Below are 14464 nucleotides of genomic sequence, written 5' to 3'. Positions count from 1 at the left end.
AGAAAAAGTACGGTCGAAATTGACCGCACTTTTTTACATTTTTTCGATTGTCTTAATGCCTAATAACTCTAAACCTTGTTTTAAGGTTTTCTCTGTAAGAGAAGCAAGTTTTAAACGGCTCAATTTTACGTTTTCATCTTCTGCATTTAAGATTGGGCAGTGTTCATAGAATGAGGAGAACACTCCTGCCAACTCATATAAATAAGCACAGAGCACATGCGGTGTCCCTTCTTTGCCCACCGTTTGAACGGCTTCCTCAAATTGAAGCAATTTGATCGCTAATGCACGTTCTTTTTCATCTGAAAGCTGAATTTTCGCTTCTGCAAGAGCGGTTGGATTCACGTCTGCTTTATTAAAGATTGAACGAATACGCGTATAAGCATATTGCATATAAGGCGCGGTATTACCTTCAAAACTGAGCATATTATCCCAATCAAACACATAGTCAGTCGTGCGGTTTTTAGAAAGATCCGCATATTTCACCGAGCCAATACCCACCGCTTCAATAACCGCAGTTTTTTCTTCATCAGATAAGTTGGTATTTTTCTCGTTGATTAATACAGTTGCACGCTCAATCGCTTCATCTAATAAATCTGCTAATTTTACGGTGCCGCCAGTACGAGTTTTGAATGGTTTACCATCTTTACCCAACATCATACCGAAGTTTTTATGTTCAAGTGAGAAGCTATCTGGTACATAACCGGCTTTACGCGTAATTAACCACGCTTGTTGCATGTGTTGGCTTTGACGTGTATCAGAGAATACTAATGCGCGATCCGCTTTTAAGGTTTCATAACGGTATTTCGCCGCCGCAATATCGGTAGTGGTATAAAGGAAACCGCCATCTTTCTTCTGAACGATAACGCCCATCGGTTCGCCTTCTTTGTTTTTGAATTCATCAAGATAAACGACCAATGCACCTTCATCTTCAACGGCTAAACCTTGTTTTTTCAGATCTTCAACGATAGCAGGTAACATCGGGTTATAAAGACTTTCACCCATCACATCTTTTTCAGTCAATGTGACATTCAAACGATCGTAGTTACGTTGGTTTTGTTGCATGGTGATATCGACTAATTTTTTCCACATTGTGCGGCAATATTCATCTCCACCTTGCAATTTCACTACATAGTTACGGGCTTTTTCAGCGAAAGCCTCATCTTCATCGTAGTGTTTTTTCGCTTCGCGATAGAATGCTTCAAGATCTTGAAGTTCCATTTCGCTTGCGTGTTCGTTTTCCATTTTTTCAAGATAAGCAATGAGCATACCGAATTGGGTACCCCAGTCACCCACGTGATTCGCACGAATAACGTTGTGGCCTAAAAATTCAAGGGTACGAACAACGGCATCACCGATGATGGTAGAACGTAAGTGACCTACGTGCATTTCTTTCGCAACGTTTGGTGAAGAATAATCAATCACGATGGTTTGTTTTTCATTTGCGCTGACACCAAGATTTTGATCTTTTAATGCAGCAGAAACATTATTTGCTAACCAAGTAGGATTTAAGAAAATATTAATAAAACCTGGACCAGCAATTTCAGTTTTTTCAGCAACATCAGAAAGATCAGCATGATCTAATACTTTTTGTGCAAATTCACGTGGATTTAAACCTAGTTTTTTTGCAGCAGCCATAATGCCGTTTGCTTGGTAGTCGCCAAATTGTGGTTTACCTGATTGGCGAATAAGCGCATCACATTGTTCATCTGCGCCAGCAGTAATCATCGCTTGTTTAATTTTATCGGATAAAATAGATTGAATATTCACGGTTTTTCCTAATCTTGAAATTGAATAATGAAAATAATCGGCTATGATACCGTTGTTTATAGATTTCTCAAAGTAAGAGCAGGAGAAAATGTCAAATTTAATGGAAAAATCGACCGCACTTTATCAAGAGTTGCCTTTATTTCAGGAAAAAATTCAGCAATTAGCTGCCGTCATGAAAGTGAACTTAGCGGATTATCAAATTGATCATTTAGCTTTAAGAGCAAATACTGAAGAAAAAGCAAAAAATTGGCTGACAGAGTTATTAAAGTGCGGTAGAATTTTAAGCGATAATATCGTCAATGGGCGTCCTATCTATTTGATTGAATTAGATGAGCCAGTTGATTTCATTGGTCAGCCTGTCGATGTTATTGAATTACCGTTTCCTAAAAATAAACAATATCCCCAAGAAACTTGGGAACATATTGAAATTGTAATGCCGTTTTTATCTCATGAATCTGTTGAGGATTGGGTTAATCGAATTTGCAATACATTTTTATGGAAGGAACTAACTCAATTAACCATGAAGGTGAGCGAACCTAAGGTGGAAGGGGAGCAATTGCCCAATCCATCCATTGCAGTGAGTTTTGTTGATAAAACAGAAAATCACGTTTGCATAAAGGTTCATCCTTATACAATAAAGAAAATACTCGAGGTTTAGTGTAATGAAAAAAATTACCTTAGCATTAACTGTCTTATTAAGTTTAGGTTTATCAGCTTGTTCATCTCAATCACAAAAAGATGAAAGCGCTTATAAAGGTCAAGTTATCTTCACTGAATTCCAAGGTGATGATGTAAAATTAACCGTTCGTAAAAACGACTGTTCATACAAACAAGAAGGTGAAACAGAAGTTATCGTTCACAAATACGATTCAACTTTAGTAACCGGTGCTTGTGTGAAAGTATCTGATAACGGTCAAGGCGTGAAAAACGTTTCTACTTGGTCTCCAAGAAACCCAATCTAATTTATTTTTAGAAGGTTAGTTTTATGAAAAAAGTAACAGTAGCATTAGCACTTATGATGTCTATTGGCTTAACCGGTTGTGCAAATACCGATATTTTTAGCGGTGATGTATATGAAGCGGGACAAGCAAAAGAAGCACGTTCAATTAGCTATGGCACTATTGTTTCTGTTCGTCCGGTCAAAATTCAAGCAGATAATCCAGGTGTAATTGGTACAGTTGGTGGTGGTGCTTTAGGTGGTATCGCGGGTAGTGCAATTGGTGGTGGCACAGGACAAGCTATTGCAACAGCAGTAGGTGCGATTGGTGGTGCGATTATTGGTAGCAAAACTGAAGAGAAAATGAGCCAAGTTAATGGTGCAGAACTTGTTATCAGAAAAGATAATAGAGAAGAGATCGTCGTTGTTCAAAAAGCGGATCCTAGCTTTAAAGCAGGTCGCCGCGTAAGAATTGTTGGCGGTTCATCATTAAATGTTTCTGTTATTAACTAACTCAAACAAAAAATAGAAAAAAGCGAACCATTAGGTTCGCTTTTTTTATGTTTAAAAACAAAAGAAAGTGCGGTTGTTTTTTGCTTGAAAGTCAAAAATATGATACAACTATCAACCGTTATTTCACATCAACAATAGGAAGCAAAATGTCAAATTTACAACAAGTTATTGAAGCTGCATTTGAAAAACGTGCGGAAATTACCCCTAAAACAGTTGATGCACAAACTCGTGCAGCAATCGAAGAAGTGATCGAAGGATTAGATAGCGGTAAATACCGTGTTGCAGAAAAGATTGATGGTGAATGGGTGACTCACCAATGGTTGAAAAAAGCAGTATTATTATCTTTCCGTATCAATGATAACCAAATCATTGATGGTGCAGAAACAAAATACTATGACAAAGTGGCATTGAAATTTGCTGACTATACCGAAGAGCGTTTTGCTCAAGAAGGTTTCCGTGTCGTACCTTCTGCAACCGTACGTAAAGGTGCATACATTTCTAAAAACTGTGTATTAATGCCATCTTATGTAAATATCGGTGCATATGTGGGTGAAGGTACTATGGTTGATACATGGGCAACTGTTGGTTCATGTGCGCAAATTGGTAAAAATGTACACTTATCTGGTGGTGTAGGTATCGGTGGTGTATTAGAGCCATTACAAGCAAACCCAACCATTATTGGTGATAACTGTTTCATCGGTGCACGTTCTGAAGTGGTTGAAGGCGTTATTGTTGAAGATGGTTGCGTGATTTCTATGGGCGTATTCATCGGTCAATCAACGAAGATTTACGATCGTGAAACGGGCGAAGTATTCTATGGTCGTGTACCTGCTGGTTCTGTAGTGGTTTCTGGTAGCCTCCCATCAAAATGTGGTAAATACAGCTTATACTGTGCAGTGATCGTGAAAAAAGTTGATGCAAAAACTTTAGGTAAAGTAGGTATCAACGAATTATTACGCTCTATTGAAGAGTAATTAAGATCTTATAGAAAAAAACCGCACTTTGAAATAACTTAGTGCGGTTTTATTTATTATAGATATTAGATAATAATGGTTAAAAAGTTTATTTTTGTTGTTTTCATATTTTTTTCTATTTGGGGAATGAAAAGCCAATCAGAAAAAAGATGGGATTCTCTTAAGCACCAAAATGATATTTTATCGGTATTCAATAAAGAATTTGCTCAGTTTATTGATTCTATAAACAATAACACTAAAATTTCTTCCTATATCATAATTAATTTTAAAGAAAATACGAAAATATCTCTAATTAAGGATACCTTGGCAAAGACTGGATTTATTTTTCAAAATGATAGATATTGTAAGGGAGCAGAAGAAATAGATCTCTTTATAAGTACTAAAATAAACCTCGTTTATCGTTATCCATCTAAAGATTGTGAAATCCCTAAAAAATGACCGCACTTGATAGACAAAGCGCGGTCATTTTCTTTTCTAAATTAGCGAATTATTTTTTTCTTGCTAACATTGTCGCAAATTTTAACTTGATGCGATTACCATTTTCATCGGTTTTATGTAATTCACCCATATTTTCGTTATATTCTAAGAATTCCCAATCTTTATAATATTCTTTCAATTCACCTTCAGAGAATGTAAATGAGAACGGAAGTGGACAAGGTACTTCAGGCGTAGACATTGCGGCTACAATTAAATTATAACCGCCTGGGTTGGTGTGTTCTTGCATATTCTTAATAATGGCAGGAATTCGCTCATGATTTAAGAACATAAATACCACGGTTGATACAATAAAGTCATAGTTTTCTTGAATATTAGCGGTGTTAATATCATAAACAGCAGTTTTAATATTCAAGTTTTCTTTATCTTTGGTTTCGTTTAAGAAGGCGATGCTGTTTTCATTGTGATCCCAAGAGGTTACATCATAGCCTTTTAAACTTAAATAAAGCGAATTACGACCTTGTCCGCAGCCTAAATCTAGCACTTTACAAGGTTTGATAATTTTAGCTGCATCAACCACATCACCATGCGTTGCAGTCATATTATATTTTTTGCTGAAGTAATCTTCTTTTGTGCAATAAAAACCAAGCGTACATTCTAAGTCATCAGAAAGGGCTTCAACTCTGTGCCAGGCTTGTGGCTCGACAAATGGAATGTTACTTTCAGGCGTGAAAATATGCTCAGCAATAACACCACCATCTTCAGTTAGCTCATAAAACTTAAGCTTACCTTTCAATACTGTAAGTTTGCCCCAAGTACCCACTTTAGTATTGTGTTTTTCTTGGAACATTTTAGGTAGTTTATCTTTTGTCCAAACCGGCATTTGTTTATAGCAGATAAGTTCGTTTGTCATAATGAATTCCTTTTAATTTGCGTGATAAATAACTGATTGATATGGTAGGGTATTTAACTCTACTTGGCAATAAAAAAGGCGACCGAAGTCGCCTAAATATTAAATTATTTTACTTGCATACCGGCAGTGACACCGCTATCAGCTGAAAGTAAGAATAAATCACTTCCACCGGTACCAGCAGAAAGAATCATCCCTTCTGATACGCCGAATTTCATTTTACGCGGTGCAAGGTTTGCAACCACAATAACAAAACGACCTTCTAATTCTTCAGGTTTGTTGTAAGCCGCTTTAATACCAGAGAACACTTGGCGAGTATGGTCACCTAAATCTAATTCAAAACGTAAGAGTTTGTTTGATTCTGGTACTGCTTCGCATTTCAGTACTTTTGCCACACGCATATCGATTTTAGCAAAATCATCAATGGTAATAGTGTCAGCAATTGGTTCAACATTTGAAAGTACGGTCGCTTTTGCCGCTGTTTTTTCTGTCGCTTTGTTTGCTTCGGCGAAAAGTGCTTTAGTTTCTTCTACAACAGCATCAATTTGTTTTTTCTCTAAACGAGAGAAAAGCGCTTTAAATGGAGTAAGTTGATGACTTAATAAAGGCTGTGCAATATTATTCCAAGTTAGTTCTGTTTGTAAGAACGCTTCTGCACGTTCAGCCAGTTTTGGGAGAACCGGTTTTAAGTAAGACATTAATACACGGAAAAGCTCGATACCCATTGAGCAAACCGCTTGTAATTCAGCTTCTTTGCCTTCTTCTTTTGCAATTACCCAAGGCGCTTTTTCATCAATATATTTATTCGCCTTATCGGTTAATGTCATGATTTCACGAATTGCTTTGTTATATTCGCGGCTTTCATAATAAGTAGCGATTTGTTCAGCTTGTGCAGTAAATTCAGCAAAAAGTGCTTCATCTTCTAATTTATCTGCTAATTTGCCTTCAAAGCGTTTTGTGATAAAGCCTGCATTACGAGAAGCTAAATTAACTAATTTATTAACGATATCCGTATTGACACGTTGAACGAAATCTTCCAAATTGAAATCGAGATCTTCGATGCGATCGTTTAATTTTGCTGCGTAGTAATAACGTAAACATTCCGGATCAATGTGATTTAGATAGGTGCTGGCTTGGATAAATGTACCGCGTGATTTTGACATTTTGGCGCCATCTACGGTGACATAACCGTGAGCAAACACATTGGTTGGTTTGCGGTATTCGCTCCCTTCTAACATTGCAGGCCAGAATAGACTGTGGAAATACACGATATCTTTACCAATAAAGTGATAAAGTTCTGCATCGCTGTTTTCGTCCCAAAATTCATTAAAATCAATGCCTTCACGATCGCAGAGATTTTTGAAAGAAGCTATGTAGCCAATTGGCGCATCCAACCAAACATAGAAGAATTTATCTTTTGCACCTGGAATTTCAAAACCAAAATAAGGTGCATCACGAGAGATATCCCATTGTTGTAAACCACTTTCAAACCATTCTTGCATTTTGTTTGCAATTTCAGGTTGAAGTGAACCAGAGCGAGTCCATTCTTTTAACATCCCTTCAAAAGCAGGCAAGTCAAAGAAGAAATGTTCAGATTCTTTGATGATTGGTGTTGCACCTGATACAGCTGAACGAGGATTAATTAAATCCATCGGGCTATAAGTCGAAGCACAAACTTCGCAGTTATCACCGTATTGATCTTCAGCTTTACATTTTGGGCAAGTCCCTTTGACGAAACGATCCGGTAAGAACATATTCTTTTCAGGATCGAATAATTGAGAAATGACTTTGGTTTTAATGAAGCCTTTCGCTTTTAACTTATTGTAAATTTCAGCGGTGATTTGTTTATTTTCTTCACTGTGAGTAGAGTGATAGTTATCAAAACTGATATTAAAACCAGCAAAATCACGTACGTGATCGGCTTTTGCTTTTGCGATTAATTCTTCTGGTGTAATGCCTAATTTATCAGCATTAAGCATGATTGGTGTGCCGTGCGCGTCATCTGCACAGACAAAATGAATTTTATTGCCACGCATACGTTGGAAACGCACCCAAATATCTGCTTGAATGTGTTCTAACATATGGCCTAAATGAATGGCGCCATTTGCATAAGGTAATGCACAAGTGACTAAAATTTTACGAGGTTGAGTTGTCATTATTTTTCTCTTATTCTTTTTGCAAAAATTGCGAGTATGTTACCCGATTAGTGTGATTTTTTCTAGTTTAGTTATACTTTTAACTTAACATTTGAGGTGTAAAAGGGGTAGAATATCCCTGACAAATTTACTCTACTACCTACTACTATTAAAGGAATATTATGGCAACTGCTTTTTCTGAAAATTTAACGGCAGAACAACAATCTCAGGTTTTGCAACTTTTCCAACAATTTCAACACCCAACCTTACAAAAAGACTTAATCGAATTAAAAACTTTGAAGAAAGTTGAAAAAGGCGGTGACGTATTACGTATTGAATTACAATTGCCTTTTGCATGGAACACTGGCGTAGAGCAAGTGAAACAACAGCTTTCGGATACCTTATTAAAAGCGACCCATAGTAAAGAAATCAAATGGGTGGTGAATTATCAAATCGCAACCTTAAAACGTGCAAATAATCAACCTGCTGTTAAAGGCGTGAAGAACATCATTGCGGTGACTTCAGGTAAAGGTGGGGTAGGAAAATCCTCTGTTTCGGTGAATCTTGCGCTTGCTTTACAAGCTCAGGGGGCTCGTGTGGGTATTTTAGACGCGGATATTTATGGCCCATCTGTTCCGCATATGTTAGGCGCCCCACATCAACGCCCAACTTCACCAGATAACCAACATATCACACCGATTAAAGCACATGGTTTATCTGCAAACTCGATCGGTTTCTTAATGGATGAAGATAATGCAACTATTTGGCGTGGTCCAATGGCGAGTAGTGCATTAAGTCAGCTTTTAAATGAAACCTTATGGGATAGCTTAGATTACTTAGTGATCGATATGCCACCGGGTACAGGTGATATCCAATTAACGCTTTCACAACAAATCCCAGTAACGGGTGCGGTAGTGGTCACAACACCACAAGACATCGCGTTATTAGATGCGGTGAAAGGTGTATCGATGTTTGAACGTGTGTCTGTACCAGTGCTAGGTATTGTGGAAAATATGTCTATGCATATTTGTAGCAATTGCGGCCATCACGAAGCGATTTTCGGCACGGGTGGTGCAGAAAAAATGGCACAAAAATACAATGTGAAAGTATTAGCTCAGTTACCGTTGAATATCCAAGTTCGTCAAGATTTGGATGCAGGTAAACCAACTGTGGTTGCTGCACCAGATAGTGAAATTGCGAAATCTTTCTTAGATTTAGCGGAGAAAGTATCAACTGAGCTTTACTGGCAAGGTTCAGTGATTCCAAGTGAGATTTTATTCCGCGAAGTGAAATAATCACAAAAAGATCATAAAAATTAACCGCACTTTAGGTCATCCAAAGTGCGGTTATTTTTTTGGCTAAATTTGCTTATTTTAAATGATCCGCATCATTCATTTTCTCAACGCGAAAACCGTTCTCATCGTCATAATGTACAACACTAATTGAGGTATTAATGAGGGATACCGATTTATCTTCATCGCGGTGGTTTTGCCACGTTGCGCCATTTAATAATGCCAGTAATAAACGTAAGGTGTGCCCATGTGACACGATAAGAATATTACCTTGATCGTGGATCTTAATAATATCCTGCAATGCTTTTATCGCACGTTCACCCAATTGTTCAAACGTTTCGCCACCATTGACTTGAGCTTTGTAATTGGCAGGATCTTTAATGAGTTGTTTGAACTCTGGATGTTCTCTTAACGTATCAACAACTTTGCCTTCCCAAGAACCAAAATACTGTTCATTTAAACCTTGGTGATGGAAAAGGGGGATATCTCGTTCACCAATAATATGAGAGGCTGTCGCGATGGTACGTTTTAATACGCTAGAGTAGGCCGCGACAAAAGGAATATGATTAAGTGCCACACCTGTTTTTTTCGCGCCATTAACGCCTTCTTCAGTCAAAGGGGAATCGCCATGACCTTGCATTAAACCTTCTGTATTCCAAACAGTTTTACCGTGGCGAATGAAATAAAAAGTCAGTTGTTTTTTCATTTTCATGTCCATAAAAAAATTAAGGAAGCCGAAACTTCCTTAATCATAATTTTAACGAGAGTAATAACCTGCCATTGAACTATATACGGCATTTTCTGCTTGAATGATGTTGTATTTCGCATTCAAGATAGAAAGTTGAGAGCTTTTCTCTGTGTTTGCCGCGGCGAGCCATTCACGTAATTCAGATACACCAGCATTGTAACGATCACGATAGTATTTGGTGATACGTTGATTATAGCTGTGTGTTTTTTGCAAGTTAGCAAAGGCACTTTGCGCTTGTGTATAGGCGAAGTAGTTGGTATCTACATCATTCAAAGCTTTAGTAATACTTTGCTCGTAGTTTAAACGTGCGGTTTCATAATCGGCTTCAGAGATTTTCACGTTCCATTTCACCGTATTCCAGTTGAGGAATGGTAGGCTAATGCCGATTAAACCTGTACCAACTGGATTGTGCAATGCGTTACCGACTTTAGTGCCACTTGATGTTAAGCTGCCGCCTAAAGTCACTTCTGGGAACCAACCTTTTTCGGTTGCTTTCGCATTTTTGAATGCACTGCTTAAGCGATATTGATAGCCTTTCACATCAGGACGATTCGCAATCACAGAAACAGGCACATTTAAATTCACGCCTACATTTTTTACATTAAGAATGTGTGGGAAGTTGATATTTAATGCTTCTTCTGGTTTTAAGTTCAGTAAGTTACGTAAAGTTTGTTCCGCTGTTTTACGTTGCGTTTGATAGTTGATTAAGTTGTTACGTGCGTTCAATACCGCTTGTTGTGCTTGATCTACGCTTGCGCTGTCTGCAACACCTTGTGATAAACGGCGTTGCATAATGCTGCTAATGTCATTGTAGTATTTAATGCTTTCTTGTGTGGTGTTGATCGCATCATTCAAGTAGGCAATTTGATAATAGGTTGTCACAACAGAGTTGATGAGTGAAAGTTTCGTTGCTTCTAAATCTTCAGCCGTTGCTTTGTGTGACCATTCGGCGGCATCTGCAGTATCTGCTAAGCGTTGCCATAAATCTAACGTATAACTCACATTTAATGCACCTTGATGGCTTACTGCTGAGCTGCCACCGGTTTTCACATTTTTACTTGCGGAAGATTGGGTTGAACCGCTAAATGCAGGAATTAAATTTGCGCCTGCAAGGTTTGCATTATATAAAGCACGGTTTACGGCGACAGACGCTTTGGCTAAATCTTTGTTGTTAACTAATGCTTGTTCTACCACACGATTTAATTGTGCATCATTGTAAAGCGCCCACCAGTTTTCTTTTACATTAAATTGTTTGGTGATTTCCGCATAATTTTGGTAATCCTGCTGGCTCGCTTTATAAGAATCGCCGATATTAGCACAACCTGCTAGAGCAGTTGTCATCGCGATTGCTAAGGTTAATTTTTTCATTTTTAACATGGATTTTTTCCTTTCTTTTTAATTAAAGTGCGGTCAAAAATTAGTGAGAATTTTAACCGCTCTTTTGAGTTTTACAAAATTTCTTTATTCTCTCGCAAGGGCGGTAATTGGATCTAATTGTGCTGCGCGTTTTGCCGGCATATAACCGAAGATCACACCAATCAGGGTAGAGAAGACCACCGCTGCAACAATTGAGCCGGTTGAGAATGCCATCGTAAAGTCAGTCATAAATACGTTAAAGAGTAGACCGATTAAACCCGAAAGTAGAATACCCGTCACGCCACCAATTAAACAAATCAGCACGGCTTCAATTAAAAATTGTTGCAGAATGTTAAATTGTCTCGCACCAATAGCCATGCGCACGCCAATTTCTTTGGTTCGTTCAGTAACAGAAACCAACATAATATTCATTACCCCAATACCGCCTACAATCAAAGAAATAAAGGCGATAGAAGAAATGAGCAATTTCATTGTGCCAGTGGTACTTTCAATGGTTTGTTTAATGGTATCGCTATTCATGATGAAGAAATCTTTTTTACCATGACGCATGGTGAGCAATTCAGTAATTCCTTTTTCGGCGACAGTAGTATTCACCGAATCATCCACTTTAACGGTAATCGAACCAATTTTTTTGCTACCCGAAATACGATTCATCACAGTGGTGTAAGGGGCATAGATATTAAGTGAACTGCTTGCCCCTCCCATTTGTTTATCCGATACCACACCAATAATACGTAATGGACGTTTATTAAACATCACAATTTTGCCGATGGGATTTTCATCTGGAAAAATCGACTTTTTCGCACTTTCATCGATTAAGGCTACTTGGTTGTTATCAGCAACATCTTGAGCAGAAAATAAATTACCGGATTTTAGTTTTAAGCCATCTACATCAAAATATTGTTCGCCTACACCTTTTAAACTGGTCGAGGAGAAAGTTTGATTGCCGTAAATCAATGTGCCACTTGATGAGCTATTTGGCGTGACACTTTGTACATAGCTTTGTTGATTTAAGGCTGTGGCATCATTAATTGTGAGATTCTGCATCTGTTCTGCACGACGATCGCCAAAACCAGTACCGTTAAAGATAGTCATGGTACTTGTACCAATGCCTTTAATGTTCTCTAAGATTTTTTGCTGTGAACCATTTCCCAATGCCACGACAGAAACCACAGACGTAATCCCGATAATAATCCCGAGCATGGTTAAAAGAGAACGCATTTTGTGGGCAATAATGGCACTCACAGACATACGAAAGGCTTCGACAAATTGATCTTTGCTGAACCCAAAGTGCGGTTTAGATTTGGTTTGATTTTCGACCGCACTTTTTACCGCCTCTTTTTGTGTATCGCCAATGATTTCGCCATCTTTAATTTCAATCACGCGATTCGCACTGGCGGCAATTTCACGATCGTGGGTTACCATAATAATAGTGTGGCCTTCTGCGTGTAATTGACGCAGAATTTCCATTACATTTTGTCCGCTTTGCGAATCTAATGCACCAGTGGGTTCATCGGCTAAGATAATTTCACCGCCATTCATCAACGCACGCGCAATACTCACACGTTGTTGCTGACCACCAGAAAGCTGGCTGGGTTTATTTTGCCATTTATCACCTAAGCCTAATTTTTCTAAAAGTTGCTTCGCACGAGAAAGACGTTTTTCTTGCGGCATTCCGGCATAAATAGCTGGTAAGGCGACGTTTTCTGCTGCGGTCAAGCTCGACAATAAGTTATAGCGTTGGAAAATAAAGCCAAATTTTTGGCTACGTAAATCTGAAAGTTGATCTTTGCTTAATTCAATGGTTTCTTTTCCATTGATTTTGTAAGAACCACTGGTTGCCGTATCCAAGCATCCGATGATATTCATCAAGGTTGATTTACCCGAACCAGATTGCCCAATAATCGCGACGAAATCACCTTTTTCAATATTTAAAGAGACACTATTTAAAATATGAACGCGATTTTCACCTTCACCGAAGTAACGGTTGAGATCCTTAATTTCAATAATATTCATTAATTTCTACCGCACTTTTAGAACATTCTTGGACCACGAGGCATAGAGCCAACCTGTTCACCATTCGCGACTTGTGACACGATAACTTTCTCACCTTCGTTTACGCCGGATTTGATTTCAGTGTGGAAATCATTTTGTACACCAGTTTTAACTTCACGCGGTTCAGACTGATTTTTGTCATTTAATACATTGACAAAGCTTTTGCCATCACGTTTTTGAATAGCCATATTGGAAACCAATAACACGTCTTTTGCATTGGCAATTTTGATGTTGTTTTCTGTTGTCATTCCGATGCGTAAAGTGCGATCAGGGTTATCAATTAATACGTTAGCGTAATAGTAAATCGCACTGGTTGTGGAGCTACTACTGCTTGAACTTGTCGAAGATGATGTTGAAGAGCTATCACTTGTCGTGGTATTGGCTGGATCAACAGAATCAATGACAGAGTGATACACCGTTTGGCTATCTGATAAAATAGTAAAGCTGACTTCTTGGCCAGCCTTAACTTTAGTAATATCGCCCTCTGAAATTTCAGGTTTAATTTTCATTTTGCTTAAATCGGCAATGGTCACAATCGTCGGCGTCGTTTGGTTGGCATTAACGGTTTGACCTTCTGAAACAGGCACAGAAACAACGGTACCATCCATTGGTGCGGTGATTTTGGTATAACCCACATTGGTTTCTGCGGTATTTACTTCAATTTCAGCTTGTTTGATATTGGCTTCAATGGCTTCCATTTCCGCTTTTGCATTATCAAGGGTGCTTTTAGCTGTATTCAAACTGTCTAAAGACGTCGCTTTTTGTGTATAAAGTTTTGATAAGCGGTTATAGCTTGAAAGGGCTACATCATAAGCGGTTTTCTTCGCTTTTAATTGAGCTTGATAGCTGACTAATGCGGCCTTTTTGGTATTTAAGGTATTAACTTGGGTTGTAGAATCAATATCCGCGATCATTTCGCCTTTTTTGATTTCTTGCCCTAATTTAACATAGAGTTTGGTGATTTTACCCGAAACTTGGGCACCAACATCCACTTCATTCACGCTTTCAACTGAACCAGAAGCGACAACTGTTTTTTCCACATTGCCACGTGTAACGGATTCCGTCAGATAAGTCGTTTCTTGTTTGCTATTGCTTGAGAAAAAATAATAAGCTGCACCAGCAGCAACGGCTAATCCAAGTAAAATAAAAAAGCGTTTTTTCATAAAGACTTTGTCATCCTAATAAAAAAATGAACGTTTGTTCAGTAAAGAGATATTCTAAAGGTAAACTTTTCAGTTTGCACGAAAAATCTTCAAGTTAGACCTAAAAATCCTAAAAAATTCAGTATTAATTTAATGAAAGTGCGGTTAGTTTTGGGATC

At 38.1% G+C, this 14464-nt stretch carries 13 protein-coding genes; 6 read left to right on the top strand and 7 right to left on the bottom strand.

Features of this window, described 5'->3' with window-relative positions; translation table 11 throughout:
- Positions 1-33 precede the first annotated feature (33 nt).
- Positions 34-1767, bottom strand: coding sequence for an arginine--tRNA ligase (gene argS / locus DPV95_RS00570; RefSeq protein WP_049366948.1), 1734 nt, complete (start codon positions 1765-1767; stop codon positions 34-36).
- A gap of 88 nt (positions 1768-1855) precedes the next feature.
- Between argS and DPV95_RS00565 the strand changes: the two genes are divergently transcribed.
- From DPV95_RS00565 to DPV95_RS00545, 5 genes are all read left to right on the top strand, one after another.
- Positions 1856-2425 (top strand): VOC family protein, encoded by a 570-nt coding sequence (locus DPV95_RS00565; RefSeq protein ID WP_049366949.1) that lies wholly within the window; start codon positions 1856-1858, stop codon positions 2423-2425.
- A 4-nt stretch (positions 2426-2429) separates the two neighbouring features.
- Positions 2430-2729 carry a hypothetical protein gene (locus DPV95_RS00560; protein WP_005695975.1) on the top strand — a complete coding sequence of 100 codons (300 nt, stop codon included), beginning with the start codon at positions 2430-2432 and terminating at the stop codon, positions 2727-2729.
- Positions 2730-2752: 23 nt separating this feature from the next.
- A complete protein-coding gene (locus DPV95_RS00555; protein WP_005699022.1) occupies positions 2753-3217 on the top strand; it encodes an outer membrane lipoprotein in 465 nt (154 codons plus the stop codon).
- Between the two features lie 146 nt (positions 3218-3363).
- A complete protein-coding gene (dapD, locus tag DPV95_RS00550; protein ID WP_005695977.1) occupies positions 3364-4191 on the top strand; it encodes a 2,3,4,5-tetrahydropyridine-2,6-dicarboxylate N-succinyltransferase in 828 nt (275 codons plus the stop codon).
- A 126-nt stretch (positions 4192-4317) separates the two neighbouring features.
- Positions 4318-4629, top strand: coding sequence for a hypothetical protein (locus tag DPV95_RS00545; protein ID WP_133252829.1), 312 nt, complete (start codon positions 4318-4320; stop codon positions 4627-4629).
- A 49-nt stretch (positions 4630-4678) separates the two neighbouring features.
- Here DPV95_RS00545 and tehB read toward each other — a convergent pair whose 3' ends face one another.
- Together tehB and metG are read right to left on the bottom strand one after the other, a co-directional pair.
- Positions 4679-5539, bottom strand: a complete 861-nt coding sequence (gene tehB / locus DPV95_RS00540; RefSeq protein WP_049366953.1) for an SAM-dependent methyltransferase TehB — start codon at positions 5537-5539, stop codon at positions 4679-4681.
- 104 nt (positions 5540-5643) lie between these two features.
- Positions 5644-7692: a methionine--tRNA ligase gene (metG, locus tag DPV95_RS00535; protein WP_049366954.1), complete on the bottom strand. Its 2049-nt coding sequence runs from the start codon at positions 7690-7692 to the stop codon at positions 5644-5646.
- Between the two features lie 161 nt (positions 7693-7853).
- On the opposite strand from metG, the gene apbC reads away from it, so the two are divergent.
- Positions 7854-8966, top strand: coding sequence for an iron-sulfur cluster carrier protein ApbC (apbC, locus tag DPV95_RS00530; protein ID WP_049366956.1), 1113 nt, complete (start codon positions 7854-7856; stop codon positions 8964-8966).
- A gap of 73 nt (positions 8967-9039) precedes the next feature.
- Here the strand turns inward: apbC and DPV95_RS00525 are convergent, their stop codons facing one another.
- From DPV95_RS00525 to DPV95_RS00510, 4 genes are all read right to left on the bottom strand, one after another.
- Positions 9040-9669, bottom strand: a complete 630-nt coding sequence (locus tag DPV95_RS00525; RefSeq protein WP_111406586.1) for a histidine phosphatase family protein — start codon at positions 9667-9669, stop codon at positions 9040-9042.
- A gap of 51 nt (positions 9670-9720) precedes the next feature.
- A complete protein-coding gene (gene tdeA, locus DPV95_RS00520; RefSeq protein WP_111406438.1) occupies positions 9721-11088 on the bottom strand; it encodes a toxin/drug exporter TdeA in 1368 nt (455 codons plus the stop codon).
- A gap of 84 nt (positions 11089-11172) precedes the next feature.
- On the bottom strand, positions 11173-13104 hold the full coding sequence (locus DPV95_RS00515; RefSeq protein ID WP_111406437.1) for a MacB family efflux pump subunit: 1932 nt from the start codon (positions 13102-13104) through the stop codon (positions 11173-11175).
- A gap of 17 nt (positions 13105-13121) precedes the next feature.
- The gene (locus tag DPV95_RS00510; RefSeq protein WP_111406436.1) at positions 13122-14306 is read right to left on the bottom strand and encodes an efflux RND transporter periplasmic adaptor subunit; all 1185 of its coding nucleotides are present in this window, start codon (positions 14304-14306) and stop codon (positions 13122-13124) included.
- Positions 14307-14464: the final 158 nt, after the last annotated feature.

It is taken from the genome of Haemophilus parainfluenzae, assembly GCF_003252755.1.
Lineage (GTDB): Bacteria > Pseudomonadota > Gammaproteobacteria > Enterobacterales > Pasteurellaceae > Haemophilus_D > Haemophilus_D parainfluenzae_N.
The sequence above is the reverse complement of the archived record's forward strand: the minus strand, read 5'-3'. Positions and strand labels throughout refer to the sequence as shown.

Excerpts from the sequence above, each read along its gene's own strand:
- DPV95_RS00565 (WP_049366949.1), top strand. The coding sequence starts at position 1,856 with ATGTCAAATTTAATGGAAAAATCGACCGCACTTTATCAAGAGTTGCCT.
- DPV95_RS00560 (WP_005695975.1), top strand. The coding sequence starts at position 2,430 with ATGAAAAAAATTACCTTAGCATTAACTGTCTTATTAAGTTTAGGTTTA.
- DPV95_RS00555 (WP_005699022.1), top strand. The coding sequence starts at position 2,753 with ATGAAAAAAGTAACAGTAGCATTAGCACTTATGATGTCTATTGGCTTA.
- dapD (WP_005695977.1), top strand. The coding sequence starts at position 3,364 with ATGTCAAATTTACAACAAGTTATTGAAGCTGCATTTGAAAAACGTGCG.
- DPV95_RS00545 (WP_133252829.1), top strand. The coding sequence starts at position 4,318 with ATGAAAAGCCAATCAGAAAAAAGATGGGATTCTCTTAAGCACCAAAAT.
- tehB (WP_049366953.1), bottom strand. The coding sequence starts at position 5,539 with ATGACAAACGAACTTATCTGCTATAAACAAATGCCGGTTTGGACAAAA.
- metG (WP_049366954.1), bottom strand. The coding sequence starts at position 7,692 with ATGACAACTCAACCTCGTAAAATTTTAGTCACTTGTGCATTACCTTAT.
- apbC (WP_049366956.1), top strand. The coding sequence starts at position 7,854 with ATGGCAACTGCTTTTTCTGAAAATTTAACGGCAGAACAACAATCTCAG.
- DPV95_RS00525 (WP_111406586.1), bottom strand. The coding sequence starts at position 9,669 with ATGAAAAAACAACTGACTTTTTATTTCATTCGCCACGGTAAAACTGTT.
- tdeA (WP_111406438.1), bottom strand. The coding sequence starts at position 11,088 with ATGTTAAAAATGAAAAAATTAACCTTAGCAATCGCGATGACAACTGCT.
- DPV95_RS00515 (WP_111406437.1), bottom strand. The coding sequence starts at position 13,104 with ATGAATATTATTGAAATTAAGGATCTCAACCGTTACTTCGGTGAAGGT.
- DPV95_RS00510 (WP_111406436.1), bottom strand. The coding sequence starts at position 14,306 with ATGAAAAAACGCTTTTTTATTTTACTTGGATTAGCCGTTGCTGCTGGT.